Source organism: Flavobacterium sp. (assembly GCF_036741995.1).
Taxonomy (GTDB): Bacteria; Bacteroidota; Bacteroidia; order Flavobacteriales; family Flavobacteriaceae; genus Flavobacterium.
This window is the reverse complement of record NZ_DAINRG010000002.1, coordinates 160,251-179,543: the sequence shown is the minus strand read 5'-3', so window position 1 is coordinate 179,543 and position 19,293 is coordinate 160,251. Positions and strand designations below refer to the sequence as shown.

16 protein-coding genes are annotated in these 19,293 nt (G+C 37.3%); 1 reads left to right on the top strand and 15 read right to left on the bottom strand.

The window, feature by feature from the left end; translation table 11 throughout:
- The 15 genes from V7D82_RS02235 to serS all read right to left on the bottom strand — a co-directional run.
- Positions 1–2,454, bottom strand: a 2,454-nt coding sequence (locus V7D82_RS02235; protein ID WP_333599343.1) for an efflux RND transporter permease subunit, incomplete at its 3' end; no start/stop codon positions are given.
- Between the two features lie 2 nt (positions 2,455–2,456).
- Positions 2,457–3,374, bottom strand: coding sequence for an efflux RND transporter periplasmic adaptor subunit (locus tag V7D82_RS02230; RefSeq protein WP_333599342.1), 918 nt, complete (start codon positions 3,372–3,374; stop codon positions 2,457–2,459).
- A 4-nt stretch (positions 3,375–3,378) separates the two neighbouring features.
- A complete protein-coding gene (locus V7D82_RS02225; protein ID WP_333599341.1) occupies positions 3,379–4,617 on the bottom strand; it encodes a TolC family protein in 1,239 nt (412 codons plus the stop codon).
- Between the two features lie 30 nt (positions 4,618–4,647).
- Positions 4,648–5,667, bottom strand: a complete 1,020-nt coding sequence (locus tag V7D82_RS02220) for a YncE family protein (protein ID WP_333599340.1) — start codon at positions 5,665–5,667, stop codon at positions 4,648–4,650.
- A gap of 47 nt (positions 5,668–5,714) precedes the next feature.
- Positions 5,715–6,479: a phosphatase PAP2 family protein gene (locus tag V7D82_RS02215; protein WP_333599339.1), complete on the bottom strand. Its 765-nt coding sequence runs from the start codon at positions 6,477–6,479 to the stop codon at positions 5,715–5,717.
- A gap of 55 nt (positions 6,480–6,534) precedes the next feature.
- A complete protein-coding gene (locus V7D82_RS02210; RefSeq protein ID WP_333599338.1) occupies positions 6,535–6,981 on the bottom strand; it encodes a PepSY-like domain-containing protein in 447 nt (148 codons plus the stop codon).
- 95 nt (positions 6,982–7,076) lie between these two features.
- Positions 7,077–8,348, bottom strand: a complete 1,272-nt coding sequence (porY, locus tag V7D82_RS02205; protein ID WP_333599337.1) for a PorY family sensor histidine kinase — start codon at positions 8,346–8,348, stop codon at positions 7,077–7,079.
- Positions 8,345–9,025 carry a response regulator transcription factor gene (locus V7D82_RS02200; RefSeq protein WP_333599336.1) on the bottom strand — a complete coding sequence of 227 codons (681 nt, stop codon included), beginning with the start codon at positions 9,023–9,025 and terminating at the stop codon, positions 8,345–8,347. The genes porY and V7D82_RS02200 overlap by 4 nt, the downstream gene beginning before the upstream one ends.
- Before the next feature lie 77 nt (positions 9,026–9,102).
- On the bottom strand, positions 9,103–10,083 hold the full coding sequence (locus V7D82_RS02195) for a phosphatase PAP2 family protein (protein WP_333599335.1): 981 nt from the start codon (positions 10,081–10,083) through the stop codon (positions 9,103–9,105).
- 75 nt (positions 10,084–10,158) lie between these two features.
- Positions 10,159–11,388: a T9SS type A sorting domain-containing protein gene (locus V7D82_RS02190; RefSeq protein WP_333599334.1), complete on the bottom strand. Its 1,230-nt coding sequence runs from the start codon at positions 11,386–11,388 to the stop codon at positions 10,159–10,161.
- Between the two features lie 156 nt (positions 11,389–11,544).
- Positions 11,545–12,894, bottom strand: a complete 1,350-nt coding sequence (mgtE, locus tag V7D82_RS02185) for a magnesium transporter (RefSeq protein ID WP_333599333.1) — start codon at positions 12,892–12,894, stop codon at positions 11,545–11,547.
- On the bottom strand, positions 12,884–13,663 hold the full coding sequence (rsmA, locus tag V7D82_RS02180; RefSeq protein ID WP_333599332.1) for a 16S rRNA (adenine(1518)-N(6)/adenine(1519)-N(6))-dimethyltransferase RsmA: 780 nt from the start codon (positions 13,661–13,663) through the stop codon (positions 12,884–12,886). The genes mgtE and rsmA overlap by 11 nt, the downstream gene beginning before the upstream one ends.
- Positions 13,664–13,724: 61 nt before the next feature.
- On the bottom strand, positions 13,725–14,036 hold the full coding sequence (locus tag V7D82_RS02175) for a DUF4286 family protein (protein WP_333599331.1): 312 nt from the start codon (positions 14,034–14,036) through the stop codon (positions 13,725–13,727).
- A gap of 18 nt (positions 14,037–14,054) precedes the next feature.
- Positions 14,055–15,833 (bottom strand): tetratricopeptide repeat protein, encoded by a 1,779-nt coding sequence (locus V7D82_RS02170; protein ID WP_333599330.1) that lies wholly within the window; start codon positions 15,831–15,833, stop codon positions 14,055–14,057.
- Between the two features lie 80 nt (positions 15,834–15,913).
- Positions 15,914–17,185, bottom strand: coding sequence for a serine--tRNA ligase (serS, locus tag V7D82_RS02165; RefSeq protein WP_333599329.1), 1,272 nt, complete (start codon positions 17,183–17,185; stop codon positions 15,914–15,916).
- 177 nt (positions 17,186–17,362) lie between these two features.
- Between serS and V7D82_RS02160 the strand changes: the two genes are divergently transcribed.
- Positions 17,363–19,279, top strand: a complete 1,917-nt coding sequence (locus tag V7D82_RS02160) for a M1 family aminopeptidase (protein ID WP_333599328.1) — start codon at positions 17,363–17,365, stop codon at positions 19,277–19,279.
- Positions 19,280–19,293 lie beyond the last annotated feature (14 nt).

The window sequence follows — 19,293 nt, the reverse complement described above, 5'->3', positions numbered from 1 at the left end:
TTCCTGCATGACACTTCCCAAATCACGATTGTCTAATCTTCCAGTGACCACACTCATCATTTGCAGGTTTTCGCGCTCAATTTCGGCAATACCTTTTTGAGGTGTAATAGTTACTAAGCTTGAAATGGGAACAGATTGTCCGTTGGGTAAAAACAGTTTTAGCTTTTTGATATCGTCCAGACTTCTTTTTTGTCCGTTAGCATAAATCAACCGTATAGGTGTTGCCCGTTCATTTTCTAATAAACTACCCACCACATTCCCTTCGAGGGCAGTTTGTAACTGAAACTGCAAGTCGCTTGGTGAAATGCCATACTGTGCCAGTTGGGTATAATTAGGGACAATGTTAATAGCAGGTCCTGCTAAAACAATACCATCAAAAACATCAGCAGTGCCCTTTACTTTTTCGACTATAGCCGCAATGGCTTTGGCTGTTTTTTGTAATTCTGCTTGATTATTTCCATACACTTTTACTTCTATTGGTGACACTGAACTCATTAAATCGCCCAACATATCGCCAATCACTTGGCCAAAATCAATACGTAAAGCAGGTTGTGTTGCTTCCACTTTTGCTCTTATTTCATCAATGACATCGTTACTGGTTTTATCTCTGTTCTTTTTCAATTGAATGAGATAATCTCCTCTATTAGGTTCTGTGATAAAGAAGCCCATTTGTGTTCCGGTTCTTCTGCTGTAAGCCGCTACTTCGGGAATTTTAACGATTATTTTTTCGACTTCTTTCAGCATTCGGTCGGTTTCTTCCAAGGAAGTTCCCGGCGGGCTTTCATAATCTAAAACAATGCTACCTTCATCCATTTCAGGTAAAAATCCGGTTTCCAAACGGGGTAAAATAATAAAAACCGAAAGCGCCAAAACAATACAAAATAGGATACTCATTATAGGCCTATGGATAAAATAAGCTACCCAGTTCTGTGTTTTTACTTCATGGGATTCAGTACTATTTTTAGTTATAGAGTTAGTATTTTCATTTCGCGTAAGCCACAAATATATTACCGGAAGCAATAACCAGGTTACAAAAAATGAACAGACCAAAGTAATGATCATGGTATCGGTCAGTACTTTAAAATAGGCTCCCGCTACACCACTCATCAACACAAACGGAATAAAAATCACTATTGTACTTATAGATGACCCCACCATAGCCGGAAATAAATACCCGATGGCTTTTTGCAACAGGGAAACCGTAGGCTCTTCAGGATGTTCTTCATGGGTTCTGTGAATTTGTTCCACCACTACAATGGCATCGTCAATGATTAATCCTAAAGCTGCAGCAATAGCTCCCAAGGTCATGATGTTGAACGTCTCCCCGGTGAGATACAAAACAATGAGGGTTAGCCCTAAGGTGACCGGAATAGTAATTAAAATGGTAGCACTGGCTTTGGCTGATTTTAAAAATATAACGGCTACAATTATCGCCAATAGTAATCCTATCAATAAACTATCAGTAACGCTTTTCACCGCATCATTAACAAAAGTAGCCTGCTGGTAATAAGGGGTAATTTTGATGCCTTTCGGGAGTATTTTTTTTAAGCCATCAAGTTGCGTGCTCATAGCCTCGTTAAGTGAAATCAGGTTGGCGTTAGGTTGCTTGATGACTGCTACCAGAATACTTTCGTTGCCGTTGGCATTAACTTTTATATATTCTTTAGCTTCTTTAATGTCAACCGTTGCAATATCTTTCAAAGTCACTATACCTTTGCCGTTATTGCGAATAACTAAATTTTCAAGTTCTTCTTTTTGATCCACCTGAGCATCTGTTATCGTTAAGTATAAATAACGGTAATCGGCTAAATACCCATTCGATTTGATGAAATTGGTTTCATTCATTACCTGTGTAATGGCTGCGGGTGTAATACCTAATGCTGCCATTTTATCAAAATCAAGTGATAACCAATATTCCTTTTCTTTACCTCCAATAATTCTCACTTCGGAAACTCCGTCAATTTGAGAGAGGAAAGGCTTTATGGTAAAATTGGCTATTTTCTTGAGTTCGATAGCCGATTTTCCTTTTCCTTCAATGGCATACCCAATTACTGGTAATATGGAAGGATTCATTTTTTCAATAGTAATTTGCGTATCCGGAGGAAGGTTATTTTTGATTTGATTAACCTGTTCCTCAATGCGGGTTTTACTCAAATCAATATCGGCTTTCCAGTCCATAAAGGCGGAGATTTCGCAACTTCCGCGGCTGGTGGTACTGCGCACCGTTTTGAGGTCCTGAACTTTTTTTATGGCATTCTCTAATGGCTTAGTCACCGTAATCATCATCTTGTCTATGGGCTGTTGGCCGGCATCGGCAATGATTTTTATTTTTGGAAAGGTTATTTCGGGGAATAAACTCGTCTGCATTTTAGAATAGGTAAAAATCCCTCCCAAAATGATTAGAAAAATAAGGGTACTTAATCCGTTTTTATGTTTTACAAAAAAGTTGTTCATACTTATTCGTTTTTAACCATTCTTACTGTAATGGTATCTGCCACACCATAATTTCCAGTGAGTAGGATTCTATCTTTTGGGGATAAAACCGGCGATAGAATTTCTACCTTATCATCGGTTGTTATACCTTTTTTAATCGGGATTTTGACTGCTGTAGTATCGTTCTCCAGTTTCATAATCCAAAAATCGGTTTCGGTTTCATCACTCAAAACAGCTGCTTTGGGCAGGGATATTGTTTTGACATTTGCTGATTTTGTAATTCTGACTTTTACAATTAAATTCTCTGGTAGGTCTTGCTGCCCGCTAATTTTCAACACTACATTTTGCGTTTGCGAAGCCGCATCAACAGTTGGCATAAATTTTTGAACAGTAGCTTGTCTTGTAGTAGCATCAGGTAATAAAACAGTAAACACTTTTCCAACAGTAACATATTTTTTTAAATCATAGGGCAGGCTCAACACCAAGGCGAAGCTTTTAGTATCATTAATGGTAACCAAAGCATCGCCATCCTGAACGTAATCGCCCTGTTGCACAGTAACCGACGTTATGATTCCGTTGGTATTGGAGCGTACTTTTATAGCACTGCCGAAATTTAAAGTAGGATCTATTTTATTGATGGTATTGCCTAAAACTTTGGCTTCTCTTGTTTTGATGGAAAACAATTCCTCTCCTTTACTCACTGCATCATTCACCGCTATATTTACCGAATTCAAATACCCGGTAGCATTGGCTTTAATCACGTTTTTTACCAGATAAGTTGCTGTGGCATTCAAATCAATATAACTTTCCAATCCGGTGGTATCTATAGTGGTTATTGTCACCGGAACACGGGTATCAATATTTTTTTCAGCTTCCGTTTTATCCTTGCAGGAAATCAGCAAAAACGGCAGCAGCATCAAAAAAAGAAAAAAGTTCTTCATGTCGTTATTCGTTAGTACTCCAGTAATTAAGTTCGTTAATTAGTTGCAGTTTATTGATTTTATTTTGTGCTATGGTATTGTTAATCGTAATCACGTTTCCGATGGCAAGTACAAAATCAGTGATTTGTGCATCACCGGTCAACAGTAATTTTTTGTTGGCTTCAATGAGCGCATCGGCAATTTGAAGTTGCGATTGCAGTTGGTTTTCAATAGCAATAGCTTGTCTTAATTTCTGGTTTAACATCAGAACCTGCTGTTGGTATTGTTTGTTAAAATTTGCTTTATAAGCCAAATTTGTTGCCAAAGCTGTTTCATTTTTTTGGTGTTGCAGTGCTCTTTGATTCCCGTCATAAATTGGAATTGATAAGCCCAAACCTACACTAACCCCAAAGTTTTTATGTGCTTCATACGTAAGGCTTGACATGTAGCCGGCATCTCCCAATAATGATACCGAAGGTTTATAAGCATTATCAATGAGTTTGTTTTGATTCAGAATCTTTAGACTATCCACCTCAAATTGCTTTAAGAACACGCTTTTATCTGTTGATGAAATGGATTTTAAACTGATTTCCGGTTTTTTCAAAGTAACGAAAGTAGTGTCTGTTTCTCCGGATAGGTAATTGAGAAGGCTCAAATCATTTTGATATTGTTGCTTGAACTGCAGCACTTGCAATTCCTGTTGCTTTACCGTAGAAAGGAATATTAGGTAATCGGTTTGTTTGTATACCGAGTTTTGGGTTAATTTTTTCAGGATAATGGCTTCGTCTTTTAAAAGCGCTGCCATTTTTTGATTGTATTGTATTTGCTCATCACTTCCCGAAGCAGTGATGTATTGGGCAATGATTACCTTGTTTACATCTTTAGCGGCTATTTTTTTATTAAGTACTAACGATTGCTTAATCAGTTGGAAACTTTCGGATTGTGAATTGATTTGGTTTTTCCCGATAATTCTTTGATTCACTCCTACTAAACCAGAAATCGATTGCCCGTTGCTCAAAGTCGTATCATAGCCATAGCCATTCAAAACCGGAGCATAATTGGCATTCAGATTCCCGGTAAGTTGTGGCTTGTAATTGGCTTTATTTAATAAACTGTCTAAGGTATTAGACTTCATCTGATTGGATAAATCCTTTAGTAAAGGAGAATTTGTTTGCGCTTTTTCTATAAAAAAGCGTAAGTCCTTTTCTTGCGAAAAAGACTTGACATTAAACCAAATAAGAATGAAAAAAAAGATTGATTTCATAGTACAAATTTATGCAAAATCAACATAGAGTTATTTAACGCTTTCTGCAACTAAAACTACAAATGAATTAGGGATAAGACTCGCTCTGGGTTTCGGGTTTTCAGTAGTGGGCTCGGGTTTGGTTCCGAAATCAGCGGTAGATAAATACAACTGATGTGTTGTTTTATTCAATGCTATGGTTCGAGCACCTTTTTGGGTTTTTACCGTTTCCTGAACTACAAAACTATTGGCGCTTTCTTCTTTTACAATGGTAATAGTTCCTATTCCATTAGAGCTGAACGCCAGTTTCTTTTTAGCATCAAAGGCCACTCCGTCACAGCCGTCATCAATGGGAAGGGTTTTAATAATTTTTCCGTTAGCAGCATCAACGACTATCATTAAGTTATTACCACAAACCGAAAACAAGCGGTTCGTTTCTGTATCTATGGCTAACCCCGAAGGTTCATCACCGGGAGCTATACTCCATGTTGCTATAACTTCAAGGGTTTTCGCATCAATGGTTTTGATTTGGTTTTTATCTTCAATATTCACATAAATCAAACCTTTGGTATTGGTTACCGAAAATTCAGGTTTACCGTCAAGCGGAATCGTTTTCACTACCTTATTAGTAACGGCATCAAGAACGGTAGCATCGCTGCTCTTAGCATTATAGGTAAATACTTTATGTGAAAATTGGTCATACAAAACAGCATCGGGTTTTTGGCCTGCAATAGTCACTTTTTCCAGTAACTCAAACGTGGTTAAATTGACAATCGTAACGGCATTATCTTTTCCGTCAGTAATAAAAGCCTTGTTCAAATCATTAGCTATGGCGATGCCGTGAACGCCTTTGGTATCAGGAATGGTAGCAATGGTTTTGTCGGTTTTTAAATCAACAACATTCACCACGCTGCCATGCGAAACAAATAAATGCTGGTTCACATCATCTACTGCCAGATAATCCCAGCCTTCATCACCGGAAATACTTATTTTCTTAGAAATTTTATAGGTTTGACCCAATGCATTAGTGATGCAGAAGCCAAAGAATAGTATTGAGAATAGTCTTTTCATAATGTTATTTTCTATGTAAATATCTGAATTACTTTGGTAACAATCATTTATTTTAGGTTCAAAATCATTCCTAAGCCCATTTGTTTACCGTTGTAGAACGGAGCTACCATTCCGGAACTGATATTCTTTTTCGATTTAAAAACATGTTTATTCACATACGGGAATATCCAGTAAGCAACTTTAGTGCTTAAAATTCCGATACCTGCACCCGTCGCCACATCGGTTAACCAGTGTTTATTATTATAAATCCTGAAAAAACCGGTACCGGTGGCTACAATATATCCTGAAATGCCATACCAAACGGAAACATCTTTATATTCCTGCCACATGAATTCAGCTCCGGCAAAAGCGGTAGCCGTGTGCCCTGATGGAAAAGAATTGAAATCACTACCGTCAGGCCGCTCCACTTTGGTTAATTTCTTCAAGCCGGTCACAGTGCCCGTCATCAGTAAAAGAGAGGTCCCCAGTATTATTGACCTATCTCTTAGATTATTTTTACCTTTAATTCCCGCTAAATTTAAAGCATAAACTGATAATGCCGGTGCATATTGTGAAAAATCATCAACGGTAATTTTTCCGTCAATATCATCAGTCACTTCATTTCGTATTCCTAAATTGAAGTCTTTTAAGTCATCGCTCCCAAGGCCAATAACACCATAGCCGATCAATGCTGTTGGAATGATTAATTGTTTGTAGTTAAATTTTATATTTTCAGTATTCAGCGAGTCTTTTTTTGACAACTCTTGTGCATTTAAATAACCATATGAAAGTGCTGAAATTAATAGTATCAGTAAGTGTTTAGTAGGATTCATTAAAGTAGGTATTACAGAGTTTTGAAAAAAAGATTACTAAAGATTTTTGAAAGAATTAATCTCCATCAACAATTTTTATGAATTTCCCATTGCTGTCGAGTAACACATCAAACTTTTTTCCGTCTTTTTTAATTTCGGCTTCATACGTAATCACATTTTTATCGTCTGTAATTTTGGAAGCTTCTGTAATTTTGCCGGTAGGATATTTTTTTTTCAAATATGCTAAAGCATTTGCAGGAAGTTCGTTTGTTTTAATAGCTGATTCGAGTTCTTTCCTATGCCCTTTTTTATCATAAACTGCTGAAGTTTCAGTCCCATTTATTTTAAATTCGGCTTCATATCCGCCGTCTTCTGCACTCCATTTTGCTTTTCGTTTCGGAAATTCTTGGGCAAAAGCTTCTGTAACCACTGTCGGAATTTTAGATGTCTTCGATTTTGTTTCCGTTTGTGCCGTTACCACAGCACTTAGTGCAATAGTTATGGCCAGGAATATTGTTTTCATTTTTTATCGATTTAAAATTAATTGCTTCTCAGTATAAGTACAAAGATGAAACACAATTCTATTTTAAATCTATGGGAAACCGGTGATATCCTCTTTTATCGTGTAGTTAACTTAAAATGATGCCTATCTGAAACATACTTGTAATCCAAGGTCAATCCGCTCACTTCTGCAATTTCTTTTGCGATAGACAAACCTAACCCTATAGAAAGATGGCATGTTGATTTTTTTTGAAAACGCTCAAAAAGGGTGGTGGTATCGAGTGATTCTTCTTTTCCGGTATTAGAAATAGTTACACTGTGATTTTCGATAAAAAAAACAATACTTCCACCTTCGATATTATGTCTTATAGCGTTCTGCACCAAGTTATTAATCAGAATCAAACATAAATCAGGATTGATATCAATACTAAAATCTTCTTCAATGTTTTTGCTTACCGTTAGTTTACTGGCTTTGATTTGCTCATCAAATAAAAGCAGCGAATGGTCAATTATTCCAACTATGGATACTTTTTCCGCAATTTTAAATTGCCTGTTTTCAATTTTTGTCAACAATAAAAGGGATTGATTTAGGCGCGTTAACTTAAAACAGGCATCATCAATACCGGCTATTAACTTCATTTCATACGCTTTCAAATTATCAGACTGCATCAATAAATCAATCTTTGACTTTATGACCGCTAGTGGAGTCTGAATTTCGTGCGATGCATTCTCTGTAAACCGTTTTTGGCTGTTATAATCCGCTATCATCTTTTCCATCATGGTATTGAGCGAATTATTCAGCGCAGCAAATTCTTTTATGGAAGTTTTTTCAAAACTGGGTAATTTATTAGTGCTGGCACTAAACGTCTCTAATGAAGTTACTGTAGTATTGAAAGGCTTCCACAAGGTTTTGGAAACCCAAAAATTAATCAATATTGAAATGATAAAAAGGAAAAGCAAGATGATAGCAAGTAATGATAAAATGCCTTCTATTAATTCGTCAAATTCTAAAGTGCTTCGCCAAATTTTGATTTGATAATTTTCTTTTCCGATAGGTACAACAGTGGTAATAATCCGGTTGGGAGCCATTTCATTTTCAGCTTTGTCCAGAATAAGCGTGTCTGAGAAAATAGTTTTACCTGCCAGTTGGGAATTAAATTTTGAAACCCGTTTAATCTGTGCTTCCCCGCTATTGACAATAAAGTGTAGGGCAACCGTATCATTGTTTTTAAGATACTGCACTATTTGAATTTTACGATTAAGCAATAGTTCATTATTGCTGTCTTTTACTTCTTGGGTAATAACATAATAACAAACAAATCCAGACAGTAGCAGCATCGGGATACTTAACACTAAATAATACAAACTTGTCTTAGTTAACAGTCTCATTCCTTGGTTTTAAAGTTATATCCTATTCCGTAAATGGTTTGCAGGTAATCTTCACATTTTTTTTCCAATAATTTTTTGCGCAGATTTTTCACATGGTTGTATATGAAATCAAAGTTATCCAGTTGATCCGCATTGTCTCCCCAAAGATGTTCTGCTAAGGCACTTTTACTAACGACCCTATTTTTATTGGTTATGAAATAAAGCAATAAATCATATTCTTTTGAAGTTAAAACTACAGGGTTGTTATGCACATAAACAGATCTTTCAACAGGCGAAATTCTAATTTCATTGATCACGATTTCCAAATTTCCGTCAAATTTTTTTCTCCTAATTAATGCTTTGATTCGGGAGTTGAGTTCTGACAAATGAAAAGGTTTTGGTAAATAATCGTCAGCACCTAAGTCGAGCCCTGTTATTTTATCATCCAGAGAATTTTTAGCCGAAATGATGATAATGCCAGCTTTAGATTTTTTGATTTTTATTGTCTTAATCAAATCAAGTCCTGATCCTCTGGGTAAAGTAATATCAATTAAAATACAGTCATAATCATAAAGGGCAATTTTTTCCTCAGCACTACTGAAATCATCGGCTACTTCAACCACATTACTTTCCATTTCAAAGTATTGTCTGATGCTTACCTGCAATTCCGGTTCATCTTCTATCAGTAATAGTTTCATTAATTATAAGCGATTTTAATAACAGTAAAAAAATTTAATTGTGCACTATAAAAGTAACTAAGTTAATTTACAAACACCTAAAAAATCATATTGGCTCCCACTAAAGTAAAGTTTTGATTTGAACGGAACGAATAGTGGAACTTAGGTTTAAAGCTTTTTACACCACCAATGGCTGTAGTTGTTTTCTCTGTAACCCTTGATTTCACAATGCTTTTACCAATAATGTATCCCATAAATATTGCAATGGGATAATCCGAAGCCCAATGCACTTTACTTTGCAACATCTCAAAACTCATCAGCCCCATCATACCGAAACCAACAGGTTTTATCCATTTGATTTCTTTATAATTTTCAGAGATAATCATCACGGATGTCATTAGCGTCGTAATATGACCCGATGGCATTCCGTCATAAGCAGGCGTGTTTTTTTGATAGGCACTAAATGAAGGGAATAAGTCCCAATCGCCACCATTATTTCCATTATCCTCAGCCACAAAGGGGCTTTCCCGTCCTGAAATTCTTTTAAAGGGTTGTACTAACAGCCCTGAAGCCAATAGTCCCTCCATCAATTCACTCGAGGTATGTAGCGCTCGGTAATTATGATTGATGGCGCCATAGGCCAACAATCCTCCACCAACCAATAGTGCTGTAAAACCATTGCCCAATCTAAAAATGGTAGAATTAATATTCTTAGGAAACATTTTAATAGGCCCTGAATAACTGTGTCCCGATTCAAATCCTATTTGTTGTCCAAAACTTCTGGAGCCATTGGTTATCTTTTGATCATACGGAAGTAAAGCAACTGTAGCTCCAACGGTAGCAGTAAACCCAATAAGATTCTCTTTTTGGATAAACATAGTACCCATGATGCCAAAATCGTTTGGAATTTTGGTAATAAAATCAAAGAATTTTGGTTTTTGATACTGATAGGAAAGCGTTGGTGTAATTCTAAATTCCTGAGTGCTGTCGTTTTTCAAAACTGATAAAGTGTCTAAAGCTTGTGCCTGAAACTTACTAATGGAAAAAACACAAAAAAAAACCAATATCCAATTTTTCATTTATGGCGTATCTTTTTTAAATTAAAGGGTAATGCTACTGATTAAATCTATTTAGATTCTATGGTATGAAAATTTCTATTGTAGTATAAACCGAAGTACTTTAGATTGTTTTCCGTTTGAAATTTTAGCAAAATAAACCCCTGAGTTCAATTCCGCTAAAGCTAGAGAGTTTTCATTATTAGATAATGGAATTGTTTTTATAGATCTTCCTAAAGTGTCATAAATTGCAAGTTGAGTGGGCTCATTATCTATATTTGAATATGAAAATTTCAATTCTTTATTTTGAAGAGGATTAGGAGTTATTGTAAAATCAATATTCGTTAAATTAGAAGTTTCAATACCCAATGCGCTGGGAGTAGCTAACCAAATAATAGCATTCATCAACAATTTCTGATGATTGCCATTAGCATCCGTGATATAACCATTATACAGTGTGTCACCGCTGTCCCCTGTGCCATCATCAGTTATAGAACTATCCCCTATGGCAACCACTTTGCCGCTTTGATAGGTAGCAGCAGCACATAATACATTCGTAGAACCTGTTGAACTTGTTCCTGTTTTATACACTAAACCGGTTACCGAACTGTTTTGAGCTGTATTCAAACTCATTGTCGTGCCGTTTGACCATTTAACCTGAGATACTGTTCCAGCTGTCCCGTGCAGTATAGGATTTGTTGGAAGATTGGCAATATTCGAAGATGTTTGTGAAATATCATTGTAATCAAAGGCAATACCAAAGGCATTATTCTGAACCGTATTGTTACTCAGCAAATCATTCAAAACCTGAGGCGAATCTGCTCCATCATTGTTTCTGTCTGAAATGGTATGGTCTGAAATAATACACAAACCACCGCCATGTTGGACAAAAGTGATAATGGCCGCTTTTTCAGTATCGGTAAATAAAATATTAGGCTCATCAATTACAAAAACTTTATAATTACTCAAATCCTGTAAATTCGAAGTCATGCCATAGGTGATTTGTCCGTTATAAGGCAAACTTTCAACCGTATAGCCTTGATTAACACAATCTATTCCCCAATTCGATAAACCGCCATTCCAGTAGGTCTCCGGTGTTGAGGAAGTAATGTTCGATTGTAAAGGAGATGGTGTTCTTTGCGGGTTGGCTTCATTACCTGTTCCCGTTATGGCAGGACCTGATGAAAATCCTAAATTATGAGTGTCAGCATCAATAACCCAATCTGCATTTCCGGCGGTTTCAGCTTTGGTCGCGTCAAATAAAATTTTGATTTGGGCGTTGGTATTTAATGTTAGTAGAAGAAGCGTAAAGAATCCTAGTTTTTTCATTTAAATTTTACTTTTAAAAAGCAAAATTAAAAGTCAATTCTATCGTAATTCTATGTCAAGTTTCTTTTGAATTTATTTTATAGCAGTATGTGTTAACTGCATTCAATGAATTCTTTTACTTGAATTTCCAACTATTTTTATTTGGAAAGGGGTGTATTAAAATCCAAGAATCAAACGGGCAATGGCAAAGTATAGAATAATACCAAAAACGTCATTGGTGGTAGTAATAAAAGGCCCCGTAGCGATAGCCGGATCGATTTTATTTTTGTGAAGAAATAAGGGTACTAAGGTTCCCAAAGTAGCGGCAAAAAGAATCACCACTATGATAGAAATAGAAATCGCCAATCCCACTTGATATTGCTGATACATCACAGAATGGTATATCAATAAGAATAATGAGATTATTGTTCCCGAAATCATGGCTACGGTGAGTTCCTTGCTGAAATATTTTCTACTGAATTCTTTCAAAGTGCCGTTGGCCAAACCTTGTACCACGATAGCTGATGCCTGAACGCCAATATTTCCTGCAGTTGCCGAAAGTAGCGGTACAAAAATGATTAAGGTTTCATATTTGTGAAAAGCAGACTCGTTGTTTTTTAACACAAACGAAGCTATGATTTCAATAACCATTCCTATTAAAAGCCAAGGCAAACGTGCTTTAGTGAGTTCGTAAACACTATCGCCAGCTTCTACGTCTTGCGTGATACCGGCCGCCATTTGGTAATCTTTATCGGCTTCTTCCTTGATAACGTCTAAGATGTCATCTACCGTTACACGACCTACCAATCGGCCCATTTCATCCACAACGGGAATGGCTTCCAGGTCATACTTCTGCATGATGCGCGCCACTTCGGTATTGGGAGTATCTACTTTTACGTAATCTACTTTTTTGATATAAACTTCGCTAATCGGAGTTTTGGTAGAAGTGGTCAATAAGTCTTTTAAAGACAATCTTCCTTTCAATCGGTTTTCATCATCCACCACGTAGATAGAATGTACGCGGGTAACGTGTTCTGCCTGAATCCGCATCTCTTTGACGCAGGTGAGCACATTCCAGTTTTCATTGACTTTCACCAGCTCTTTCCCCATCAAACCTCCGGCTGTGTCTTCGTTGTAACGCAACAAATCCACAATGTCTTTGGCGTGCTCTACGTCTTCGAGCTCCGAGATTACTTCTTCTTTTTTGCTTTGCGAAAGTTCAGCGATGATATCGGCAGCATCATCCGTATCCAATTCATCTAACTCTTCCGCAATTTCTTTAGCCGAAAGGCCATGAAGGATTTTTTCACGCACATCATCTTCCAGTTCAGGAAGGATTTCAGCGGTGATTTCACTATCTAATATTCTGAAAATATAAGTGGCTTCCTCAATGTTTAACTCATCAAAAATCTCGGCGATATCGGCATGGTGCATGTCATTCAACAATACTTCCAATTCCTGGTCGTTCTTGTCATGAATGAGTTGCTCGATTTGCGCTAAGAGTTCTTTGCTGATTTTAAACTGCATTGGCTTCTATTTTTTGGGTAAGTTCTATGAACTGTTCTACAGATAATTGTTCCGGACGGAGGTCAAAGATACTATCTTCTTTTAAATTATCCGAAAGGTTGAAGGATTTTAAACTATTTCGCAAGGTCTTGCGGCGTTGCTGAAAGCCCGTTTTTACAACACTAAAAAATAGCTTTTCGTTACACGATAAATGAAAATCCGCTTTTCTGCGCAAACGCAAAACACCCGATTTTATTTTTGGTGGCGGATTGAAAACGGTTTCATCAACGGTAAATAAGTACTCCGCCTCATAAAAAGCCTGCACTAAAACGGATAAAATACCATAGACTTTACTGCCTTTTTTAGAACAGATTCTCTCAGCCACTTCCTTCTGAAACATGCCCGAAAACTCCGGAACCTGTTCGCGTAAATCCAAACAGCGGAAAACGATTTGAGTCGAAATGTTATACGGGAAATTGCCAATAATCGCAAACGGTTTGCCTTCAAAAACCTCGTTGATATTGTACTTTAAAAAATCTTTGGAAATGATTTTGCCTTCCAGTTTTGGGTAATGGGTATTCAAATATTCCACTGACTCTGTATCGATTTCGATAACGTAAGTGGTGATTGGTTTTTCCAAAAGATATTTGGTCAACACGCCCATGCCCGGACCTATTTCCAATACATTGTCATAGCCTTCAAAAGCTAAAGTGTCGGCAATGTCTTTGGCGATAGTTTCGTCGGTTAAGAAATGTTGCCCGAGGTGTTTTTTGGCTTTTACTTGACTCATGATAGATTGTTAGGTTGTTAGACGTTTTAGACTCTTTTCTAAGATGTCTGAATTTTGTCTGTTAATGATCGGAGATTAATTCCAATTCCGTGCGGAAGGCCAACATTTTGTCACCGAATAATTGGGCGCTTTCAGCTCTGAGTTTTGGCGCATCTTCGTCGTAGTAGCGTTGCAGGGTTTCTTTACTGTCTGTTGTGAATTGAATGGAATAAGTGGTTCCGCCCATTTCTTCTTCCACCAATACTTTTACCATACGAGCCGAAGAAAACTTTCCAGTAGCCAGCATGTCGTTGATGTGTTTTTCCTGCATCCATTGCATCCATTGGTCGTGAACACTTTCGTGTATGTTGATGGTTACGTTGTAAAGTATCATTGTCTTGAAATTTGTAGATTATAAATTGGTGTCGCCACGCAGTTTTCGGTATTTGTTCCGCGAGTCGACATAGTAAATGCTGTCTTCATGATGAAAAATAATTTCTTCGTAAAGAGGCTTCGCTTTTTCACTGTCGTGGAGTTGGGTATTGTAAATTTCTGCCGAAAAATACAGCGCTTCATCTATGTAAATGCTCTCTTTTTGCTTGGTGACAATCTCATTGTAGTTGGCTAAAGCATTGGTGAAATCGCCCATTTTTTCATATATTTTTCCGATGCGCAACAAGGTTACTGCTTCAATCTGATCGCCTTTGTTTTCTTTTAAAATGGCTTGAAATTGGGATAAGGCTTCTGTTTTTTTATTTTGATACAAAAGAAAATCAGCACGGGCAAATTTCTTCAAAGCTACTTGCGTGGAATCCTCCACAGTGTTATCGCTAATCAACATGTACAAATCCAAAGCGTCATTGGCAATGAGCTCGGAGGTAGCTGATTTTAAGACTTTCAATTGGTGGGAAGCCCAGGCAAAATCGGTTTTGAAATAACTGGTTTTGGCGGTTTTTAAACTGGCTTCCTGACCAATGACATCCCCGTTCATTTCTTCATCAATCTGCGAATAATAAATCAGCGCCTGATTGAATTTTTCTTCGAATAAAAGAATGTCTGCCAACTCCATTTTTACTTCTGCCAATTGGTATTTGTTGATGGGCATTTCCATGGCATTTTTCAAAATCACTTTTGCTTTTTCCGGGTTTTTCAAATGAAAAGCGGTGAAATCGGCTTGTAATTTTAATAAGGAAAGCGTGTAAGGGCTTACGCCAAATTCTTTAATCAAGGCTTCCAATTCTGCTGTGATGGCCGGATAGTCTTTTTCTAAAGCGTGATCAATTTTCATTTGCACCAAATAGGAATGCGACTTGATGAGCAACTCTAAATCATTGGTATTGTCTAATACAAACGTCAGGATTTCTTTGGCCGAATCCTGGTCGTTGTCCTCAATCGCCATTTGACCTAAATTCACAATATTGGCAAACGATTCCGGATATCTTTTGTAGATGGCTTTTTGTTGAATGAACGCTTTGCCATATTCTTTAAGTTGCACGAAATACCAGCTCAGAAAATCATTCCAAAAAACATCCTGTGTTTTTTGAGCTCTGACCAACAGTGCTTTTTTCAAAGCATCATTGAAATTGGCATCTGTTTCTTCAGTCATAAATCGCGATAGCTGATTCTGAATTACAGGAAGATTTTGTGGGTTTTTGATGGATTCGTCTAAGAAAGTTTCAATCATTAAATCGGTGTGACCTTGTTGCCCATAGAGCATAGCCATTTGAAAATTAAAACTCAATTTAGGATCTTTGTCCAAAGCAGTTTTATAGGCTAATAGAGCATAATCAATCAATGATTTTTTTTCAAAAACATAAGCGATTCCGTATACTTCATTCGCATTTTTTTTGATTTTATCAATGGCTTGATCAAAATATTTAACGGCTTTCTCTTGATTTTTTTGCAGTTGGTAATTATAACCTAACTCCACCAGCAATTGGTTTTGTTTGAATCGGTCGTATTGCTCCTGAATGGCTTTTTCGGCTTTGTCGTACTGTTGCAATTGCTGATAACATTCTACCACTCTTTGGAAATAATTAAAATTCCCAACTTGACTTTTCAATAAATCCTGATAGCTGATTAAGGCTTTCTCAAATTCGCCACGGTCAAAATAATTATTGGCCAATTGCTCGTTTTGAGCAAAAGCCGAAAGCGACAAGAATAATAAAGCTACAGACAGGAGTTTTTTCATAATTTCCATTAAAACGAACAATGTACTAAAGTAACACTTTTTGTGTCGATTTAGTACATTGTTTACGAAAGATTAACGTTTTAGTTAATGATGTCAAAACCGGTGTAAGGGCGCAATACTTCTGGGATTACGATACCTTCCGGGGTTTGGTAATTTTCTATAATTCCAGCTAAAACTCTTGGCAGGGCTAAGGAACTTCCGTTCAGGGTGTGTGCCAATTGGGTTTTACCGTCTTTTCCTTTGAAACGCAATTTCAAACGATTGGCTTGGAACGTCTCAAAATTGGAAACCGATGAGATTTCCAACCAACGATCCTGAGCTGTTGAAAACACTTCAAAGTCATAGGTTAAGGCCGAAGCAAAGCTCATGTCTCCACCACAAAGTCTTAAAATACGGAACGGTAATTTCAGTTCGCGCATGATGTTTTTTACGTGTTCTACCATGCCGTCTAAAGCAGCATAAGAATTATCAGGATGTTCGATGCGAACGATTTCTACTTTGTCAAATTGGTGCAAACGATTCAAACCACGAACGTGCGCGCCATACGAACCGGCTTCTCTACGGAAACAGGGCGTGTAGCCTGTACACAAAACCGGCAATTCGGTTTCCTGTAAAATGACGTCGCGGAACAAATTGGTTACCGGTACTTCGGCAGTTGGAATTAAGTATAAATCGTCAACGCCAACGTGGTACATTTGCCCTTCTTTATCAGGTAATTGTCCGGTTCCGAAACCGGAAGCTTCGTTTACTAAATGAGGCACTTGAAATTCCTGGTACCCGGCTTCGGTATTTTTATCTAAAAAGTAGGCAATTAAAGCGCGTTGCAAACGAGCCCCTTTTCCTTTGTAAACCGGGAATCCGGCACCAGTAATTTTTACACCCAGTTCGAAATCAATGATGTCGTATTTTTTGACCAATTCCCAATGCGGTTGCGCTCCTTCGTGTAACACAGGAATGTCACCTTCTTCAAAAACATTTAAGTTTTCTTCCGGCGTTTTTCCTTCTGGCACAATGTCAGCAGGGAGGTTCGGTAATAAGTACATTTTTTGAGTAAGTTCCGTGGCAAACGTTTCCAATTTCTCAGAAAGTTCTTTGCTGGTTTCTTTGAGTTGGACTGTTTTTAGTTTTAATATTTCGGCTTTGGATTTTTCGCCGTTTTTCATCAAATCGCCGATAGCGGATGATAGTTTGTTGGCTTCTGCCAAAGTATTGTCAAGAGCCACCTGTGTGCTTCTTCTGTTTTCGTCTAATTGGATTACGTCTTCAACGATAGCCTTGGCATCCATGTGCTTTTTGGCTAAAGCGGTAATCACTTTTTCCTGATTTTCTCTGATGTAACTTATTTGTAACATGACATTTCTTTATAAGGTCGCAAATTTAAGGAAATGTTTTGTATAAAATTTGAGATATAAAAAAACTTATTTTTAGGGTAAATGATTACGAATCTGTTCATAAGGTATCATTTTACCAAAAATTTAATAACGGCTCATTATCTTTATTATTATATTCGCAAAAATTTCTCAAATACCATGAAAAAAATCTACATTTTCTGCTTGTGCCTTTCGATATCTTTTTCATTTGCCCAAAACAATCGGAAACGTTTAAATTCGATAGCAGAGGCTGAGATGAAAGCAGCAGCAAAAATTGCCAATTTTCAAGCCAATCCTCACACTCAAAATTATGATATAACGTATCATAAGTTAGAATTCACCGTTAATCCGGCGGTTTATTTTATAACCGGAAAAGTGACCACTACTTTCCGAGCATTGAGCAATATGACTACCGTTACGTTTGATTTGAACAATGTTTTAACGGTTAGTTCGGTAAAAAGCGGGACTACTAATTTGACTTTTGTACAAAATTCCAGTAAAGAACTAGTCATTACGTTGCCAAGCACTTTAACCATTGGCAATTCGGCTACCGTTGAGATTAATTATTCGGGAGCTCCGGGAACTTCGGAACAAGCGTTTACTAAAGATGTACACAATGGAACGCCAATCATTTGGACACTTTCCGAACCTTTTGGCGCCAGAGACTGGTGGCCATGCAAACAAGATTTGAATGATAAAGTGGATAGTATTGATGTTTATATTACGGCTCCATCCCAATACAAAGCCGTTGCTAACGGAATTGAAACGACTGCTCCGGTGATTTCCGGAAGTAATAAAACGACTCATTTTCATCACGGTTATCCTATTCCGGCTTATTTGATTGCTATTGCGGTTACCAATTACAGTGTTTACAATCAAACGGCGGGAACTGCTCCAAATACCTACCCAATTATCAATTACATCTATCCGGAAGATTTAGCTTCGGTGCAAACCGATTTGGATCAAACACCATTGATTTTGAATTTATATGAAAGTTTGTTCGAAGTGTATCCGTTTCACAATGAAAAATATGGCCATGCCCAATTTGGTTGGGGAGGCGGAATGGAACACACCACAGTTTCTTTCATGGTTAGTTTTGACCGACAATTGATTGCTCACGAAATGGGACACCAATGGTTTGGCGATAAAATTACTTGTGGTTCCTGGAAAGACATTTGGTTGAATGAAGGGTTTGCTACGTATTTAGCCGATTTGGTTATTGAAAACTTTGATGGTCTTGATGCTTTTGTTGCCGATAAGGCCGATATGATTAATTACATTACTTCCAATCCATCCGGAGCTGTTTATCTTACGGATGCCCAAGCGACAGATGTAAACCGAATTTTCAGCAGCCGATTGAGTTATGATAAAGGCGCTATGGTTTTGGAAATGCTGCGTTTCAAAATGGGAGATGTGATGTTTTTTCAAGCTCTGAAAAATTATTTAGCCGATACTAATTTGGCCTATAAATATGCGGTAACGTCTAATTTGCAAGCGCATTTAGAGGCGGTGTATGGACAAAGTTTAACGGAGTTTTTTAATGACTGGGTGTACAATCAAGGCTATCCGACATACAACATAACGGCTCAGAACTGGGGAGCCGGACAAGCTAAATTTACCGTAAGTCAAACCCAATCGGATGCCTCGGTAACTTATTTTGAAATGCCGGTTCCGGTTAGGGTTTATGGTGCGGGAGGACAACAAGCGGATTTGGTGTTAGACAATACTTATGATGGGGAAGAAATCATTAAGAGTGTACCGTTCCCAATTACCAGTTTGGAGTTTGATCCGGAGCGTCATATTATTTCCAATAACTCTACAGTGACTTTAGGCAATCAGAGTTTTGATTTAGAGAAAGCCATTACGGTATATCCGAATCCTAGTTCTGATGTTTTGCATGTTCAAATGCCGAGCACTATGACTTTGGAAAAAGTTACGATTTATAACAATCTGGGTCAGAAAGTTATGGAAAGTGCCACATCTGATTTCTCTGTGAGTACTTTGTCATCGGGTGTACATTATATGGATATTCAGACGGGTGAAGGTACTTATCATAAAAAATTCATAAAAAAATAATCAAAAACAAATTA

Bases quoted from the DNA above. Each gene is read 5' to 3' on its own strand.
- V7D82_RS02230 (WP_333599342.1), bottom strand. From the start codon at position 3,374: ATGAAGAACTTTTTTCTTTTTTTGATGCTGCTGCCGTTTTTGCTGATT.
- V7D82_RS02225 (WP_333599341.1), bottom strand. From the start codon at position 4,617: ATGAAATCAATCTTTTTTTTCATTCTTATTTGGTTTAATGTCAAGTCT.
- V7D82_RS02220 (WP_333599340.1), bottom strand. From the start codon at position 5,667: ATGAAAAGACTATTCTCAATACTATTCTTTGGCTTCTGCATCACTAAT.
- V7D82_RS02215 (WP_333599339.1), bottom strand. From the start codon at position 6,479: ATGAATCCTACTAAACACTTACTGATACTATTAATTTCAGCACTTTCA.
- V7D82_RS02210 (WP_333599338.1), bottom strand. From the start codon at position 6,981: ATGAAAACAATATTCCTGGCCATAACTATTGCACTAAGTGCTGTGGTA.
- porY (WP_333599337.1), bottom strand. From the start codon at position 8,348: ATGAGACTGTTAACTAAGACAAGTTTGTATTATTTAGTGTTAAGTATC.
- V7D82_RS02200 (WP_333599336.1), bottom strand. From the start codon at position 9,025: ATGAAACTATTACTGATAGAAGATGAACCGGAATTGCAGGTAAGCATC.
- V7D82_RS02195 (WP_333599335.1), bottom strand. From the start codon at position 10,083: ATGAAAAATTGGATATTGGTTTTTTTTTGTGTTTTTTCCATTAGTAAG.
- V7D82_RS02190 (WP_333599334.1), bottom strand. From the start codon at position 11,388: ATGAAAAAACTAGGATTCTTTACGCTTCTTCTACTAACATTAAATACC.
- mgtE (WP_333599333.1), bottom strand. From the start codon at position 12,894: ATGCAGTTTAAAATCAGCAAAGAACTCTTAGCGCAAATCGAGCAACTC.
- rsmA (WP_333599332.1), bottom strand. From the start codon at position 13,663: ATGAGTCAAGTAAAAGCCAAAAAACACCTCGGGCAACATTTCTTAACC.
- V7D82_RS02175 (WP_333599331.1), bottom strand. From the start codon at position 14,036: ATGATACTTTACAACGTAACCATCAACATACACGAAAGTGTTCACGAC.
- V7D82_RS02170 (WP_333599330.1), bottom strand. From the start codon at position 15,833: ATGAAAAAACTCCTGTCTGTAGCTTTATTATTCTTGTCGCTTTCGGCT.
- serS (WP_333599329.1), bottom strand. From the start codon at position 17,185: ATGTTACAAATAAGTTACATCAGAGAAAATCAGGAAAAAGTGATTACC.
- V7D82_RS02160 (WP_333599328.1), top strand. From the start codon at position 17,363: ATGAAAAAAATCTACATTTTCTGCTTGTGCCTTTCGATATCTTTTTCA.